Here is a 14,691-nt window from a genome sequence, read left to right on the forward strand (position 1 = left end):
ACCTATGAGCAGTAAAAAGTACATGATCGGCATCGATATGGGGACGACGAGCACCAAGGCGGTCTTGTTCGAGGAGAACGGCCAAGCGGTGGCGAGGGGCAGCGAGGAATACCCCCTGTACACGCCGAATTCCACGATCGCCGAGCAGGATCCGGAGCGAATCTTCCAGGCGGTCCTCCGTTCCGTCCGCCAGGCGATGTCGGAGAGCGGAGCCGGACCGGACGACATTCTGTTCCTCTCCTTCAGTTCGGCAATGCACAGCGTGATCGCTGTCGATGCCGAAGGCAGACCGCTGACGCCCTGCATTACGTGGGCGGATAACCGGAGCGGCCAATATGCCGCGCGGCTGAAGCGGGAGCAGGTCGGACATGACTTGTACTTGCGCACGGGAACGCCGATTCATCCGATGTCTCCGCTTACGAAGCTAATATGGATGCGTAATGAAGAGCAGGAACTGTTCGGTAAAACATATAAATTCGTCTCCATCAAAGAGTATGTTATCGCCAAGCTGTTCGGCGAATATGTGGTCGACTATTCGATTGCTTCGGCCACCGGCATGCTGAACCTGGCGCGGCTGGACTGGGATGAAGAAGGGCTGCGGCTTGCCGGCATCTCCCCGGCGAAGCTGTCGACGCTCGTGCCGACAACCTATCAGTTGACGAATTTGAATAAGGCCTATGCGGATGCCATGGGAATCGCTGCCTCTACGCCCGGGATCGTGGGAGCGAGCGACGGCGTCCTCTCCAATTTGGGGGTCAATGCGATTGAGCCGGGCGTCGTCGCGGCGACGATCGGCACGAGCGGCGCGATTCGCACGGTCGTCGATCATCCGGTAACCGATCCGAAGGGAAGAATTTTTTGCTATGCCTTAACGGACAAGCATTGGGTTATCGGCGGACCGATCAATAACGGGGGGATGCTGTTCCGCTGGGTACGGGATGAGTTGGCCGCTTCGGAAGTAGAGGCAGCGAAGCGGCTTGGCATCGATTCCTATGATCTGCTGACGAAGATAGCGGAGCAAGTAAGACCGGGGGCGGACGGATTGCTTTTCCATCCGTATCTGACCGGGGAGCGGGCCCCGCTCTGGAATCCGAATGCGCGCGGCTCCTTCTTCGGCTTGACCATGCATCACAGGAAGGAGCATATGATCCGGGCGGTCCTTGAGGGCGTTATTTTCAATCTGTACACGGTGATGCTGGCGATGGAAGAGCAGATGGGACGTCCGCGCAAAATCCATGCGACGGGCGGCTTCGCCCGCTCGGCCCTGTGGCGGCAGATGATGGCGGATATATTCGATCAGGAGGTTGTCGTGCCCGAGAGCTTCGAGAGCTCCTGTCTCGGCGCTGTCGTGCTCGGCTTATATGCGACCGGAAGGGCAGATTCCTTGGGTGTGGTGTCCGGCATGGTCGGGTCCACGCACAAGCATCAGCCCATCCCTGAGAATGCCGTAATTTATCACGAATTGCTGCCGATTTATATCTCCATCTTCCGCAAGCTGGAAGAAGAGTATGAGGCGATCGCCCGGCTCCAGAGAAAATGGCTCGAGGCATAACCGTTGTTCCTCGCAAGCAATTGAATGATTTGGCAAAACAGGCCCTGAATAACAACGGATAACCGTTGTTCAGGGTCTTTATGCGTTTACGGAGTGGAGTCCATCATACTAATGAGGAACTAACGGCAGACCCAACTTGTCTTTTCACGATTCTCCCTTAGTTCAGGGAAAGTGCACGGATTGCCTTGCGATTACGCTCCCTGGGTCAGTAAATTTGCAGGAATTGCCTTGCGTCACGTTCACTATGTGAATCCGGAGGCCAAATGCTTTGAGTTCCTTATAAACAATCTCCCCGTACGTCAGGAAGGCCGGGTGCTTGGAGGTTCTTATACGCAATCTCCCCGTGAATCAGGAAAGAGCGGAACAGTCAGGTACAGCGGAACAGTCAGGTACAAATGAATCAAATGTAGGGCTGAACCAAAGAAGCGCTCTTGTTTTTTGTAGTGAACAGACTTGCAAACGATGCTCAGAACGGATGGAGACTGATTCGAAGGGAGAGTGTCGCAAAGAACGAGCGTACAAGAACACCCAGACTCAACGGGAGAGTAGCGCAAAGAACAGAAGCGCAAGGTTCACCCTGAGTCGCAGGTTGTGTGGAGCGAGAAGCGGATAGGAGTGCAAGCAAGGCGTTTTTTAGTTATTATGGAAAAAAATCGGAACCGATTCGGCAGTTTGGGCGTATTTACCATTGCAGCTTGATCTCAATATTTGATCGGCAGGAGCAGAACAGGATGGGGAGATGGCGTCATGGGAAGAGCGATTACATTGGCCGACGGCCCCACGGTTGTGGCGGAATGCTTAAGCTGTGCCCTCACGAGCGGTCAGATCGAGCCTCATGGGGGAACGATTGCGGAGACCGAGCATTTCCATGCGCATCAAGATGTCGCTTATCCGATACCGGGACTCGTCATCGTCGCCGCCAAAAGGCATTTCTACGGCCGGGACGAGATGACGGCGGAAGAGCGGTCGGATTTCATCGCTTTCGTCCACAATTTACGGACGGTGCACCGTCGGCGAATGCAAATGGAATCGGTTTACTATTTCTATAATGAAGATACCTCTCATCATTTCCATCTATGGATGGTGCCGCGCTATGAATGGATGCAGGCCTTCGGACGCTCGGTCGAATCGCTTCGCCCCGTATTGCGGCATGCGAGAGATGAGCGGAATGACGAAGCGAATCGGCAGTATGTGCTGAAGGGCATTGAGACTCTGGGGGAAGGCTTGCAGAAATCGGCGCGGGATTCAATGGAAAGGAGGAAGAACGATGAACGTCGATAAGGAAATCGAAGAACTAAAGCGGAGGCTTACGGATGTGGAAGCCCAACTGAAGCAACGGCCGAGGAGAGGAAGCATTACGCGCTCTGGATCATTGTCGGGATCTTTGGCTTGATGTTCTTGATTGGACTTGTACAATTTATTAGTGCGGGGAACGGGTAGAATGAACAAAGTGAAGAGGAAGGAGAAGCGATGAGAGCTTTAGGTTATATCGTCTGGGCCGCTCTCCTTCTGATCCAGCTATCAGGCTGCAGCGTCCAGGATCGCGCCGTATCCTTTCATACGATAGAGCAGGTCAAGAACAACAGGGATGCGGAAGGCAGCCGATTGACCTTCCCGATCCGTTGATATCGAAGGGGGCCGTCAACCAAGAGGCTTTTCGCATAGTGGAAAGCGATGATGTGGTCTATCTCTTTGAGTATGAAGATGATCGGGCCGCGAACAAGGCTGCTCCGGATTTGCATAATGCGCTGAATGAGATCGAGATGAAGAGTCCTCCAATGAAGATTGGCGTCAGCAATATACGCATCGTGTATATCAAAAGCAACCCTGAACAATTCGATATTGAACAAAAATTGTTGGGAGTCATCCGGTAAAGAGGATGGCATGCAGATTGAGCGATTCCATGCAGTGAAAGGTGAGGGGAACCCGATGAATTTGGCCAATTAGATTACGTTGGCAAGAATAGGTTTGATTCCGCTGTTTCTGCTGTTCTATCAGACTTACCCGGATTGGATGGTTGCTGAAGCCCCTATCCTCCGCTTCGCCAATGAATATGGAGCCGAGGTGGCTGTGCTGCTATTCGTGCTGGCATCGGCGACGGACAAATTGGATGGGTATGTGGCGCGGAAATATAATCAGATTACAAATCTCGGCAAGCTTCTGGATCCGCTGGCGGATCGCAGCAATTTGCATCGGCTTCACCTGGATAACCGCTGAATTCATGGCTGCTTCCATCGTTAGCGGAAGAACGAGAAGGTCATGAGGGACGACGAGCGCAATTTATCTGTATCGAGAGGAGGGGTTCCGATGGAGGATGCCCATCAGCGCTTCATTCGCATATCACTGCATCGCATGTGCGATCATTATGCGCCGAAGCTGGATTCGGCCTTGCATTCGCTAAGCACCGAAAACGTATGGCATAAGGAATCCGGGCAGGCCAATTCGATCGGCGGCATCGTGCTTCATATTGGCGAGCATATCCGGCGCCATATTGATCGGTATTCGAATCACGGTCATGCTGCCGCTGGCGGGATAGAGAATTTTTTTCCGGGTGAGTGCATCGAAGTGAATGTACTGAGGAGCCGGACGGTGAAGACGTTCGGCGAGTGGAAACGGCTTATATCCCGGCATCTGGCGGGGGAATTCGCAGTGGAACGGCTGGATACGGCGGACATATATCACTTGGTGGAGCATACCGGATACCATCTGGGGCAGATCATCGACCGCGCACAGCGATTGAGCGGATTAAGCTTCCAATTCATGCAGCGAGGGATTAACGAGCGCAATCTGAAAAAGTTGTTGGAGGATGAGAAGTAACAGGAAATAATGATATAAAGAAGCCCCTCATTGCACGGACTCGGACAAGGAAGCCGCGAGTCATCGTATGCGCGGAAGGGCTTCGCTGCATTTATTGGACGGAAATATGGCCTGAACCCGTCTTAATGCTTATCTCATGAGCCCCGCTTCCCGCGGTTCCCTCGGTCATGCCTTTGCTCTGCCTGTGCTCAAGAAGCGGGATCGCGACGGAATGACTTCCGCTGCCCGAACGCAGCTTCAGACGGAGGTCAGGCTCCGGGGAATTCACAATCAGGCTCACATTGCCGCTCCCGGTCGACACGCTGACATTGCTGTGGAAATCCGCAAATTAAAGCGTAATGCTGCCGCTTTTGCCGGTAATCCGGAGATTCTCAGTGTCCAAGCTGCTGGCGTGGACGTTGCCCGATGTTCCCTGGATGATAATTTTGCCGGCGTAGCCGTTCGGAATGCGAACCTTAAGCTGCGGCAGCATGCCGGGGTTGAAGATACGGAAGTAGCTGCTTTGGAGACCGATCGACAGGCTGCGCTTGCCTTTGTTGAGGATGATGCCCGGACCGTTGTCGTAACGAAGCAGCGACGCCTCCAGCGAATCGATATCCGCAGACTCCAGATGCAGAGCCGTGCTCCCGTGATTAATCTCAATCACTTCGATGCCCGCGAGATCAGTGGCATGCCGATCCCCTTCTTCTCCATTTCGATGTCCGCATCCGGCTAATCCCAGGATAGCCAAGACCAGCACAATGGCGTATAATTTTTTCATCATGATCCACTCCTCAATTTTCCAATCACACAGATAATGATACAAAATGACGCTGCGTCGCTTGCAAGTACGGATTCGAAACGAATGATCGCTTTATTGCAGCCAGGCCAGCGGCGTGAACACGGCCTGATGTCTAAGGCCATTGATAGACAAGGGGGAAATGAAATGATTACATATCCGTCATTGAGGGACAAAAGCACGATTGGCGTAACGGCGCCTTCTTCAGGCGTGCCGGCAGCGCTGCATGAACTGCTTCATCAAGCGCGCGCCCGTATGGAGAAGCAAGGCTATCGGGTCGTATGGGGAGATACTGTATGGACCCAGGACAAAGCCAAATCGGCCCCAGCCCGACAGCGGGCCGAGGAGTTCAACAGGATGATGCAGAACGACGAGATCGGGATTATCCTTCCGCCTTGGGGCGGCGAGCTGCCCATCGAGATTGTCGATCAGATTGATTATGATCAGGCGAAGGCCAAATGGGTGCTCGGTTACTCGGATACGAGCGTGCTGCTGTTGGCCCTGACGCTGCGGACCGGGATCGCTACGGCGCATGGCCCGAATCTGGTAGATATGCGGGGGGAATATTCCGACGACACGACCGCCATGTGGCAGTCCGTCTTATCGACGCCGGCCGGAGCCTCTGTCCGCCAGCGGTCTTCTGCTTCCTATCAGGCAAAGTGGGATCATGCCAACCCGACGCCATGCGTGTTTCATTTGACCGAGCCCACGGCTTGGAGAACCGTCTCGAACCGGGTAGAAAAAATGGAAGGCCGCTTGCTCGGCGGCTGTATTGATGTTATCCGGCATCTGGTTGGCACGCCCTATGGCGATGTCCATCGCTTCAGAAATCAGTATGCGAGCGGCGATCCGGTCATTTGGTATTTGGAAAATTGCGAGCTGTCAGCGGCGGATTTGCGTCGTTCGCTCGTTCACATGAAGTTGGCCGGTTGGTTCGATCACTGTTCCGGCATCCTGTTTGGCAGAAGCGCCGCCAATCATCCGGTCGAGAACTATACGGCGGAAGATGTATACCGCGAGCTGTCCGAGGAGCTTCAGATTCCCGTTGTGTATGATATCGATTGCGGACATGTTCCGCCGCAGATGACATTCATTAACGGGGCATATGCCGTGATCGAAGCAGTGCAGGGACAAGGCACGGTCGTGCAATATTTTACTTAGGCGGCGATCGACCACTTCCGCGGCAATTATGATCGACTCATCTTCGTCAGCAAAAGCTTGGGCACTATCATTGCTGGTCAAGTACGAGCCGTCGCGGCAGCATCTGGAGATTATCTCCCGCGCGGCGGATCATATGCAGGCAATGGTGACGCGGATTCACAGCCAGATGAAGAATGTCGTGCTGCGGGAGGAGCCCTGCCAACTTGATCGGCTGGCTGAGGCAAGCCTGGCGCAGCATGAGCTGCTGTTCGCGAGCCGTCATATCGCAGCCGATGCGGACTATGTATGCCGTCCCCTGGTGCTCTGCGATGCCGTTCATATGACAGAGGCGCTTGGGAACCTGCTGCGGAACGCTGTCGAGGCGATGCCGGACGGCGGAGCGATCCGCATCAAGATCGAGGACAGCCCGAAGGGAGTGCGCTTGTCGGTTCAGGATACCGGAACAGGCATGAGCGCGGAGCAGCTTGCACGCGGCTTTGAGCCGTTTTACAGCACGAAGGGGCATAGGGACAATTTCGGCCTTGGTCTGTCCTATGTATATAATGTGATGCACAAAAGCGGGGGAGAGGTAGATATCGCGAGCAAGGAAGGCGAAGGCGCTTGCGTAACGCTGCGATTTCCGCGCCGCGCAACCATCAGCAGGAATGGAGGGAACGCTCATGAATCCGATTAAGGTGCTTCTGGTCGAGGATGACCCTGATTGGATTAAAGCGATGACCTCGTACCTTAATCAGGAAGAGGACATCCTCGTTATCGGGGCCGCCACGGAGGCCGTAGAGGCCATTCGGCTCGCCCGGACGCTGGCCTGCGACGTCGTGCTGATGGATATCCAGCTCGGCGACAAGCCGCTCGGGGGCGTCTACGCCGCGGTGGAGATTCATGAGGTCAGCGAGGCCAGAATTATGATGCTGACCTCTGTCGCCGATGAATCCGTCATGACGCAGTCCTTCACGGCGGGAGCGGTCAATTATATCGAGAAGAGCAATTTCGAAGCGCTCCCGCATGCGATCCGGAGCGCGCACCGCCATCCCGGGCCGATGGAGGCACTGCTGAAGGATTACGCCCGCCTGAAGCGGGAGGAACAGCTTAAGCTGCTGACTGCGGCTGAGCGGGAAGTGTTCGATCTGATCGAGGCGGGCTATACGCACCCGCAGATCGAGCAAAGGCTGTACAAAGCCGAGAGCACCTTGAAGAATCAGGTGAATAAAATATTGAAGAAGCTCGGTGTGCGCAGCAGTAAAGAGGCGGTAAAGAAAGTGAAGCGGAAAGGGCTGTTCCTCGGAGACGGAGATTAGCCCGGAAGTCAGGCGCAACTGCATTACTTGCAATGGATAGGACTGGAGACTCAGGGTACTACATAATGTGGTACCCTTTTGTCATGCCGTACTACCAGAGTTGGAACTTATCGGAGCGGCTCCTTCCTCTTACAATAAGAGGGGAAAGGGAGGGGTTCGCATGACAAGCAGGCCGGGTAATTCGAGACAACCGATTCTGCTGCTGATGGACGGAGAGTGCCTGCTCTGCCACGGCCTTGCCCGCTTCGTGATCAAGCGGGACGCGAAGAGACGATTCCGGTTCGCGGCGCTTCAATCCGAAGCGGGTCGGTATGCGCTGGAGCGCGCGGGCTGGTCCGGCCGCTTGCCGGACAGCTTCGTCATGGTGCAGGGGACGGCCTGCTATACGAAGTCGGAGGCGGCGCTGCGCGTCTGCCGCGAACTGGGGGGACTATGGCGGCTGCTCTATGGTTGCATCGCCGTGCCGGCGCCGGTTCGGGATCGGGCGTATGACTTTATCGCCGCGCGGCGCTACCGCTGGTTCGGCAGACGAGAGGCCTGTCTGCTCCATGTGCCGGAAATGGCGGGCCGCTGGATCGAGACCGCAGAGGAGGTGCCCCATGATGCGAATGCGAAGGAAGCCGATTTACGTGAAGCTTGATATCCGCACGGACATGGATACGCTTTGGGCCTATACGCAGACGCCGGAGCTGCATGAACAGTGGGATTTGCGTTTTAGCCGGATTACGTATTTACCCTGCGAGCCAGAGGGGCAGCCGCAGCGGTTCCGCTATGAGACGCGGATCGGCTTCGGCCTCGCGATCGCAGGGACGGGATTGACGAAGGCGAGGCGCTTGGAGGACGGGAAAAGGATATCCACTCTCGTCTTCGGCTCCGATCAAGCGTTGTCGCTCATTCGCAAGGGCAGGGGCTATTGGAAATATACTCTGTTCGGTGAAAAGATCTCCTTCGAGACGCTCTATGATTACGAGACGCGCTTTGGCCGGCCGGGCCATGATTCATTACGCCAGCGTGCTGCTGCTGACGCTGCTCTGGTGCTGGCAGGGGCTTGTGCCGAAGCTGCTGTATCCCCAAAGCGGCGAGCTGGCGCTGCTGCAGGCGGCCGGCCTGCTCCCTGGATGGGAGAGGGAGGCGCTGACCCTGCTCGGCATCGCCGAGATCGGGATCGGCTTGATGACGGCCGCCTGCCATCGGAAGACATGGACGTGGCGCGGGCATACCGTCGTGGTGCTGCTGCTCGCATGGGCGGCACTCGCCGGCAGCCCGGAATGGATCAAGGCGCCCCTCAGCCCGGTGACGCTCAGCGCGGCCATGATCGGGCTCGGCGTCATCGCCGCGCTCTCCGGACGGGATCTGCCGCAGGCGAGCCGCTGCGCGCGCACGCCGAGCCGGAGGACCGCGAAGGGAGGGAAGGCCTATGGCGGCGTCGATTTATGAACGGGCGCTCGGCCCCGAGTTCGCCAAGCTTCATCCGCGCATCCGGGAGCGCTTCGGCTTCTCCAGCCGAGACAGGATCGCCTCGATCGGCCGAGGCGTAATGGAGCGGGTATGGTATTCCCGGTGGGCCGCCGTTCCGCTCCATATCGGCACGTTCCGGCACATAATGTTTCCCCAGTCAGGCTGCCGTGTGCCGTTCACGATTGAAAACTATGCGTACCGGGATCGGTACGGACGGGAGACGGTCTCCTGGATTCGAAGCTTCCAGTTCCCGAACCGGACGCGCCGCTTCGACGCGGCGATGATCTTCAGCCGTGATCGGGGCGGCGTGGTCGATTATTTGGGGAACAAGCAGCATTTGGCGGTCGATCTGGCCTTGTCTGCGGATGCGAACGGCGGGCTGCGCATCCGCTCGGGCGATCAGCGTTTCTATGAAGGCCTGCTGCAGTTCCGCTTCCCGCGCCGGTTCACCGGTACGGCCGATGTATGCGAATGGTATGACGAGGATGATGAGCTGTACCGGATTTCGGTGGAGGTGACGAATCCGCTGATTGGGCCCGTGTTTTCCTACCGGGGAGCATTTCAGGCCCGGTTCATCGAGACGCGGCATGCCGCCATTCCGGCGCATATCAAGCCGCTGCGCGAGGAAGCGCGCGAGTAGGGGGGCGGGCCGCGCGATTGCCGCCGCATTCCCCGGATAGGGAAAGCGCATGCGGTCTAACCGGGGGAAGCCGGCACATCGCATCGCTTCAATACGGCTCCTTGCAGAAGCCATGCTGCCGGAAGAGCGGACAAAGGGCTTCCATACGGGAAACCCTTTGTCTTTGTCCCTTCCTGCGTCACGGCGTCAGCCGGTTGCGATCCCGCGGGAAGGCGGAAGCTTCCCGCACGTTGCCAAGGCCGAGCAGCCGTGAGGTCAGCCGCTCCAGCCCGATGGCGAATCCGCCATGCGGCGGCATGCCGTACCGGAACAGCTCCAGGTAGCTGTCGAAATGCTCCGGGTTCAATCCGCGGCTCCGGATCGAGGCGATGAGCTGATCCAGCTCATGAATCCGCTGGCCTCCGGTCGTAATCTCCAGCCCGCCCATCAGCAAGTCGAAGGATGCCGTCAATTCCAGTTCATCCCCGGCCGGCATCGCATACAGCGGACGGATCTCCCTCGGGTAGCGGGTCAGGAAGACGAAGCCCGGCTGGTTGTTCTCCGCGACGTAGCGGCAGAGGAGGCGTTCCCCTTCCGGATCGAGATCGCCTTTGGGCGAGAGCTTGCCGTATTTCCGCTCCAAAATACGATGAGCTTCGGCAACGGTCATGCGCGGAATGTCCCCCGTCAGCGCAAGAGGTTCGACTTCGAGGAGGTTGAACTCGTCTTCGCACTGCCGCGCGACGGTACTGAACATATCCTTCAGCAGTTCCTGCTCCAGGTCCATCAGCTCTTCCTCGGACCGAATAAATCCGACTTCGGCATCCAATGAAATATATTCGTTCAAGTGACGGGACGTATTATGCTCCTCGGCCCGGTAGACCGGCCCTATCTCGAACACCCGCTCATACCCGGCGCCCACCATCATTTGCTTGTAGAACTGGGGAGATTGGGCGAGATAGGCGGTATGCTCGAAATAATTGATCGGGAACAGATTGGACCCGCTCTCCGTGCCGGAGGCTACGATTTTGGGCGTAAAAATCTGGGTAAAGCCGTGCCGGGCCAAGTAATCCCGGAAGGCGCCCGCAAGGGCGGATTGAATCGTAAAAATCGAGTGGGCCTTTCTATGCCTCAGAGACAGCACGCGATGGTCCAGCATCGTATCCAATCTGACCTTTAAATGCTTCTTGTTCAGATCGAACGGAAGCGGGGACGTGGCCCGATTCAGCACTTCCACCCGATCGGCATGGATTTCGATGCCGTTCGCCGCCTTCGCTGCCGGGACAGCCCGGCCATGGACGGCAACGACCGATTCCAGCGTCAAGGACAGGTCAAGCCATTTTCCTTCCAGCACGCATTGAACAATGCCGCTGCGGTCGCGGACATCCACGAAGGCCACCTGACCGAGACGACGAACGCCGTGAACCCATCCTTGGATTGTGACTTCCCGGCCTTCGCAACGGGATACCGTGGAGCAAAGCACACGGACTCCGGGTTCCTTGTTATTAGACATCGTAACATCCTCCTTATTCGCTTGTTCCGTAAGTTGAAGATATTGTTGTTGTCATCATCATCGCCGTCGTCCATGTGATCACCCCCTTTCCCGAAATGCAAAAAAACCCCGTCCCGAAAAGGGACGAGGTCTGATTCACGCGGTACCACCCTAATTATCGCATATAGCGATCACTCTTTCCCTGTAACGGCGGGAGACCGTCCACTCCTACTGGCATCCGCGTTCAGGCGGCGCTCTCTGGTGTCGTTCACGCAATTGCAGCCGCCATCCTTCCAGCCAAGGGACAGCTCTCTGTCGGCTCCAGCTTTACGCTACTGCTCCAGATCATCGCTTTGAATTTGTCATCCATCATATTACAGTGCCGAAGGTGCTGTCAATAGTCTGTTTGCGGACAGATGGCGGTCAGACGCAGCATAGAGAGCGGCGCAGCAGCATCAGCGTCTCCCGACAACCGCCAGGGAAGGGATTGCTATCCAACTCGGCGTCGAATTGGCAGGTAAAATTTCTCTGCAGCAAGAGAAAGGCATTGCCCGTCTGAAATGAGTGAGTCTTGCCGAGAGCACGGACAATCCGGTCCTGCTGTTCCTGCATGGGGGGCCGGGCTCGCCGATGCTCCCCTTCGCCCAGGAGTTCCAACTGCCGTGGGAGTAGCGGGTCACTGTAGTTCACTGGGATCAGAGAAGCAGCGGAAAAACGTACCTTCGCAACGAGCCTGGCCAGGTTACGCCGACCACGACCGTGGAGCGTGGTCAATATGCTGGATAATGAACGGATCGGCTTCGACAAGGCGCTGGCAGCGGCGCAAGCGGCCGGCAACCGGAAAGACACGGAAGCGCTTCTTCGCATGGAGCCGTATCCGCTCCCTCAATTCACGGATGACTGGTATAAGGCCATGTTGAAGCTTCGCAAATATCAGGGCAAATATAAACTCGCGGCAGGACCTTCATTCGAGCTGGTCGCGAGCGCCTTATGTTCCCCGTTTTATTCGTTGCGGGATACGAGCATTTTTTCAAACCCGGTACGGTCAGTACCAGTACCGGGCCAGCGGGCCGATTCGGCGTGCCCAAGCCCGGCCTGCACGCGCAATGCGGGAGGAACGGCATCATTCCGGCCTCACGCTCTGTCAGCCAGTGCCGTCAGCCTCCAGATAAGCGACGACGTGATTGACCTTGCTCAGGTCTCTCGGGTCCAGCTTCAAGGTTGTTGCCGGTTCACCCGTTCCCCCATAGATCCACGGGTATCGATACAGCAGCTTGTCTACGAGGCAAGGCATCGTATGGCCGGCAAGCGGAATCGCCCCCGCCTCATACCCTGTTGCCTCACGCGCCTCAAGCCGTGAGGCGAGCTCCAGCTTGCCGCGCCCGAGCATGCCAGCTAGGGCCTCCACATCGATGCGCCCCCGCGCACCCGATAGAATCAGCACCACATATTCGCCGTCCGCCTTGAGCACCAACGCGGGCGCCGTCTGACCGATATCGATCCCGAGGGCCTGAGCGCCTTCCTTGGCCGTCCGAATGGGCTGCTTATGCCGGATGATGTCGAATGGAACGCGCTGCTCCTCCAATATTTTGCGCACGTTTTCCATATGGCTGCCATCCTCCTTGTCCCCGTTTATTTTTCCTCTCTCCATCCTATCAGATCGAGGATAACCGTACCAGAGCCGGACCGGAATACAGCGGGTTTGACCGGGCAATCTGTATGCTCATCGTGGAGAGAAGGGCCGATCGGGCATGATAGAGCGGGATTCCCTGTTGTCCAACGGCGCTTGACGAGCGGCAGGGAGCTTATTATACTGTTTATATACCTATACGGGTATATGTATATAAATGTGGAGGTGCACTGAAATGTCATGGAAGGAAGTGCTTCCCGGCGAGGCGGAGGAGATGCTGAACGCGGGTAAGGCCCGGTGCGTGGATGTCCGCGAGCCGGAGGAATATGCGGACGGACATATCCCGGGTGCGGTGAATGTCCCTCTAAGTGAATTGCCGGAGCGGATCGGCGAGCTCGATCCGGCGCAGGCCTGGATTGTCGTATGCCAAGCCGGCGGCCGAAGCATGCGAGCGTGCCAATATTTAGCCGCGATCGGCTATACCGGGCTGCACAATCTGTCCGGCGGGATGAATGAGTGGATGGGAGAAGTCAAGTAAGCGAAGAACATCGATTGGGGAGATGAACATGATGAAGGTAACGACTGTAGTGGATACGAGCGGAATGGCCTGTCCGATGCCAATCGTGCAAGCGAAGAAAGCGCTGGAGGCGCTGGAGAGAGGAGAAGTGATGGCGGTCGTCTCGACCGATAAAGGGTCGTTGAACGATTTCCAGGCATGGGTCAAAAAGACGAACCATGAGATGGTTGGACAGGAAGAGGAACAGGGCGTCTACAAATTTTATGTGCGGAAAAAGTAGCCGGTCCGAAGGCGGACACAGCGGTGCCTGCCAATCGCAACGGCTTGGCAGATGCGGCGCGGGCTGCCTGGGGCGCAATCGAAAGGAGGGGAGCGAGTGGAACAATCGCCACAGAAGACGACGATTGTGTTTTTCAGCGGAGAAATGGACAAGGCGATGGCCGCGTTCATCATCGCGAACGGTGCGGCGGCTTATGAGCATGAAGTAACGATCTTCTTCACGTTCTGGGGGTTGAACGCCCTGCGGCGGGAAGAGGCGGTCCAGGTCCACAAGGGATGGCTGGAAAGAGCGTTCGGCTTTCTTATGCCGAGGGGCGCGAACAAGCTGGGATTGTCCAAAATGAATTTTTTGGGCATGGGACCGAAAATGATCCGGCATGTCATGAAAAAGCACCAAGCGCTGACGCTGCCTCAGCTTATCGAGCTGGCGCAGGAGCAAGGGGTGAAGCTGGTGGCCTGCACGATGACCATGGATTTGCTTGGTCTGCAGCAGGAGGAACTGATCGATGGTATCGAATATGGCGGAGTGGCCGCCTATTTGGGCGATGCGGCGGATGGAAGGGTGAATTTGTTTATTTGATGTTCCCGAATCCGCGTCGCCGAAGGAGGTTCGAAGCCGGTTCACATACCAGGGAAAGGGCCTATGGTTCCCGGAAGATCAAGGAGTGTCTCTGAAGTCATGGAAAATGACGAGGGACACTCCTTTTTTATTTAGGATAAAATCCCATTAAAAGTTTATATATCCAATGAAAAGGCGATATTAAAGTACCTGAATCCGTGAAAGGGTTACGAATAAGAGAACCATCACTATCAGCTGTAACGATAGGCGCAGAAAGCAGAGGTGATGACTCGATTCACTTGAAAAAGACATCACGAAACAAAGCTTCCCTTGTGCAAAGCTTGAACGGAAACATAGGTTCGCAATCTATTATCCCGACAAGGTCCCGTAAATGCGCTGGAATGTCTGAAACCATGGACTATGTCTTCCGAAGCGGAGCTTCGTTTGTCTGGCATGCTCTACCATTCGAGAGGCCAGCCAGATCAGATTTTCGATGACCGTTTTGACCCGCCTGCGGCTGACTTTGTTTCGAAG

17 protein-coding genes, 3 pseudogenes and 1 other annotated feature are annotated in these 14,691 nt (G+C 56.4%); of the genes and pseudogenes, 15 read left to right on the forward strand and 5 right to left on the reverse strand.

Going from position 1 to position 14,691, the window contains the following annotated elements; translation table 11 throughout:
• Positions 1 to 4: 4 nt before the first annotated feature.
• From gntK to ABD76_RS08125, 6 genes and pseudogenes are all read left to right on the forward strand, one after another.
• A complete protein-coding gene (gene gntK / locus ABD76_RS08100; protein ID WP_197255836.1) occupies positions 5 to 1,552 on the forward strand; it encodes a gluconokinase in 1,548 nt (515 codons plus the stop codon).
• 747 nt (positions 1,553 to 2,299) lie between these two features.
• Positions 2,300 to 2,833: an HIT family protein gene (locus tag ABD76_RS08105; protein WP_197255838.1), complete on the forward strand. Its 534-nt coding sequence runs from the start codon at positions 2,300 to 2,302 to the stop codon at positions 2,831 to 2,833.
• A 189-nt stretch (positions 2,834 to 3,022) separates the two neighbouring features.
• Positions 3,023 to 3,178: a hypothetical protein gene (locus tag ABD76_RS08110; RefSeq protein ID WP_197255840.1), complete on the forward strand. Its 156-nt coding sequence runs from the start codon at positions 3,023 to 3,025 to the stop codon at positions 3,176 to 3,178.
• 38 nt (positions 3,179 to 3,216) lie between these two features.
• A complete protein-coding gene (locus ABD76_RS08115; RefSeq protein ID WP_197255841.1) occupies positions 3,217 to 3,426 on the forward strand; it encodes a hypothetical protein in 210 nt (69 codons plus the stop codon).
• Between the two features lie 73 nt (positions 3,427 to 3,499).
• Positions 3,500 to 3,733, forward strand: a pseudogene (locus ABD76_RS08120) (CDP-alcohol phosphatidyltransferase family protein); the annotation flags it as partial.
• 126 nt (positions 3,734 to 3,859) lie between these two features.
• Positions 3,860 to 4,369, forward strand: coding sequence for a hypothetical protein (locus ABD76_RS08125; RefSeq protein ID WP_197255843.1), 510 nt, complete (start codon positions 3,860 to 3,862; stop codon positions 4,367 to 4,369).
• 91 nt (positions 4,370 to 4,460) lie between these two features.
• Here the strand turns inward: ABD76_RS08125 and ABD76_RS08130 are convergent.
• Both ABD76_RS08130 and ABD76_RS08135 read right to left on the reverse strand, forming a co-directional pair.
• Positions 4,461 to 4,676 (reverse strand): annotated as a pseudogene (locus ABD76_RS08130) (DUF4097 family beta strand repeat-containing protein); the annotation flags it as partial.
• Between the two features lie 21 nt (positions 4,677 to 4,697).
• Entirely contained in the window at positions 4,698 to 5,132 is a 435-nt protein-coding gene (locus ABD76_RS08135; protein WP_197255847.1) for a hypothetical protein, read from the reverse strand.
• 162 nt (positions 5,133 to 5,294) lie between these two features.
• Between ABD76_RS08135 and ABD76_RS08140 the strand changes: the two genes are divergently transcribed.
• From ABD76_RS08140 to ABD76_RS08165, 6 genes are all read left to right on the forward strand, one after another.
• On the forward strand, positions 5,295 to 6,308 hold the full coding sequence (locus ABD76_RS08140) for a S66 family peptidase (RefSeq protein WP_197255849.1): 1,014 nt from the start codon (positions 5,295 to 5,297) through the stop codon (positions 6,306 to 6,308).
• Positions 6,309 to 6,378: 70 nt separating this feature from the next.
• Positions 6,379 to 6,981: a sensor histidine kinase gene (locus tag ABD76_RS08145; protein WP_242069445.1), complete on the forward strand. Its 603-nt coding sequence runs from the start codon at positions 6,379 to 6,381 to the stop codon at positions 6,979 to 6,981.
• Entirely contained in the window at positions 6,968 to 7,603 is a 636-nt protein-coding gene (locus ABD76_RS08150; RefSeq protein WP_197255851.1) for a response regulator transcription factor, read from the forward strand. Before ABD76_RS08145 ends, ABD76_RS08150 begins: the two co-directional genes overlap by 14 nt.
• Before the next feature lie 160 nt (positions 7,604 to 7,763).
• Positions 7,764 to 8,243: a thiol-disulfide oxidoreductase DCC family protein gene (locus ABD76_RS08155; protein WP_197255853.1), complete on the forward strand. Its 480-nt coding sequence runs from the start codon at positions 7,764 to 7,766 to the stop codon at positions 8,241 to 8,243.
• 320 nt (positions 8,244 to 8,563) lie between these two features.
• Positions 8,564 to 9,040, forward strand: coding sequence for a DoxX-like family protein (locus ABD76_RS29365; protein ID WP_242069446.1), 477 nt, complete (start codon positions 8,564 to 8,566; stop codon positions 9,038 to 9,040).
• On the forward strand, positions 9,021 to 9,701 hold the full coding sequence (locus ABD76_RS08165; RefSeq protein ID WP_197255855.1) for a DUF4166 domain-containing protein: 681 nt from the start codon (positions 9,021 to 9,023) through the stop codon (positions 9,699 to 9,701). The genes ABD76_RS29365 and ABD76_RS08165 overlap by 20 nt, the downstream gene beginning before the upstream one ends.
• A 178-nt stretch (positions 9,702 to 9,879) precedes the next feature.
• Here the strand turns inward: ABD76_RS08165 and aspS are convergent, their stop codons facing one another.
• Together aspS and ABD76_RS08175 are read right to left on the reverse strand one after the other, a co-directional pair.
• Positions 9,880 to 11,193 (reverse strand): aspartate--tRNA(Asn) ligase, encoded by a 1,314-nt coding sequence (gene aspS / locus ABD76_RS08170; RefSeq protein WP_197255857.1) that lies wholly within the window; start codon positions 11,191 to 11,193, stop codon positions 9,880 to 9,882.
• A gap of 116 nt (positions 11,194 to 11,309) precedes the next feature.
• Positions 11,310 to 11,530: a binding site (T-box leader), on the reverse strand.
• A 786-nt stretch (positions 11,531 to 12,316) separates the two neighbouring features.
• On the reverse strand, positions 12,317 to 12,778 hold the full coding sequence (locus tag ABD76_RS08175) for an aminoacyl-tRNA deacylase (protein WP_197255859.1): 462 nt from the start codon (positions 12,776 to 12,778) through the stop codon (positions 12,317 to 12,319).
• 259 nt (positions 12,779 to 13,037) lie between these two features.
• Here ABD76_RS08175 and ABD76_RS08180 point away from each other — a divergent pair, with 259 nt between their 5' ends.
• From ABD76_RS08180 to ABD76_RS08190, 3 genes are read left to right on the forward strand one after another with little or no spacing between them, the layout of a single operon-like run.
• Positions 13,038 to 13,340 carry a rhodanese-like domain-containing protein gene (locus ABD76_RS08180; protein ID WP_197255861.1) on the forward strand — a complete coding sequence of 101 codons (303 nt, stop codon included), beginning with the start codon at positions 13,038 to 13,040 and terminating at the stop codon, positions 13,338 to 13,340.
• 31 nt (positions 13,341 to 13,371) lie between these two features.
• Positions 13,372 to 13,599 (forward strand): sulfurtransferase TusA family protein, encoded by a 228-nt coding sequence (locus ABD76_RS08185; RefSeq protein WP_197255863.1) that lies wholly within the window; start codon positions 13,372 to 13,374, stop codon positions 13,597 to 13,599.
• Between the two features lie 51 nt (positions 13,600 to 13,650).
• Positions 13,651 to 14,178, forward strand: a complete 528-nt coding sequence (locus ABD76_RS08190) for a DsrE/DsrF/DrsH-like family protein (protein ID WP_197255865.1) — start codon at positions 13,651 to 13,653, stop codon at positions 14,176 to 14,178.
• Positions 14,179 to 14,526: 348 nt separating this feature from the next.
• On the opposite strand, the pseudogene ABD76_RS29370 reads toward ABD76_RS08190, so the two are convergent.
• A pseudogene (locus ABD76_RS29370) lies at positions 14,527 to 14,691 on the reverse strand (IS1380 family transposase); the annotation flags it as partial.

Origin of the sequence: Paenibacillus dendritiformis (genome assembly GCF_015845845.1) — a bacterium.
Lineage (GTDB): Bacteria > Bacillota > Bacilli > Paenibacillales > Paenibacillaceae > Paenibacillus_B > Paenibacillus_B dendritiformis_C.

Coding starts and splice junctions, on each gene's coding strand:
- gntK (WP_197255836.1), top strand. CDS start 5: ATGAGCAGTAAAAAGTACATGATCGGCATCGATATGGGGACGACGAGC.
- ABD76_RS08105 (WP_197255838.1), top strand. CDS start 2,300: ATGGGAAGAGCGATTACATTGGCCGACGGCCCCACGGTTGTGGCGGAA.
- ABD76_RS08110 (WP_197255840.1), top strand. CDS start 3,023: ATGAGAGCTTTAGGTTATATCGTCTGGGCCGCTCTCCTTCTGATCCAG.
- ABD76_RS08125 (WP_197255843.1), top strand. CDS start 3,860: ATGGAGGATGCCCATCAGCGCTTCATTCGCATATCACTGCATCGCATG.
- ABD76_RS08135 (WP_197255847.1), bottom strand. CDS start 5,132: ATGATGAAAAAATTATACGCCATTGTGCTGGTCTTGGCTATCCTGGGA.
- ABD76_RS08140 (WP_197255849.1), top strand. CDS start 5,295: ATGATTACATATCCGTCATTGAGGGACAAAAGCACGATTGGCGTAACG.
- ABD76_RS08150 (WP_197255851.1), top strand. CDS start 6,968: ATGAATCCGATTAAGGTGCTTCTGGTCGAGGATGACCCTGATTGGATT.
- ABD76_RS08155 (WP_197255853.1), top strand. CDS start 7,764: ATGACAAGCAGGCCGGGTAATTCGAGACAACCGATTCTGCTGCTGATG.
- ABD76_RS29365 (WP_242069446.1), top strand. CDS start 8,564: ATGATTACGAGACGCGCTTTGGCCGGCCGGGCCATGATTCATTACGCC.
- ABD76_RS08165 (WP_197255855.1), top strand. CDS start 9,021: ATGGCGGCGTCGATTTATGAACGGGCGCTCGGCCCCGAGTTCGCCAAG.
- aspS (WP_197255857.1), bottom strand. CDS start 11,193: ATGTCTAATAACAAGGAACCCGGAGTCCGTGTGCTTTGCTCCACGGTA.
- ABD76_RS08175 (WP_197255859.1), bottom strand. CDS start 12,778: ATGGAAAACGTGCGCAAAATATTGGAGGAGCAGCGCGTTCCATTCGAC.
- ABD76_RS08180 (WP_197255861.1), top strand. CDS start 13,038: ATGTCATGGAAGGAAGTGCTTCCCGGCGAGGCGGAGGAGATGCTGAAC.
- ABD76_RS08185 (WP_197255863.1), top strand. CDS start 13,372: ATGAAGGTAACGACTGTAGTGGATACGAGCGGAATGGCCTGTCCGATG.
- ABD76_RS08190 (WP_197255865.1), top strand. CDS start 13,651: ATGCGGCGCGGGCTGCCTGGGGCGCAATCGAAAGGAGGGGAGCGAGTG.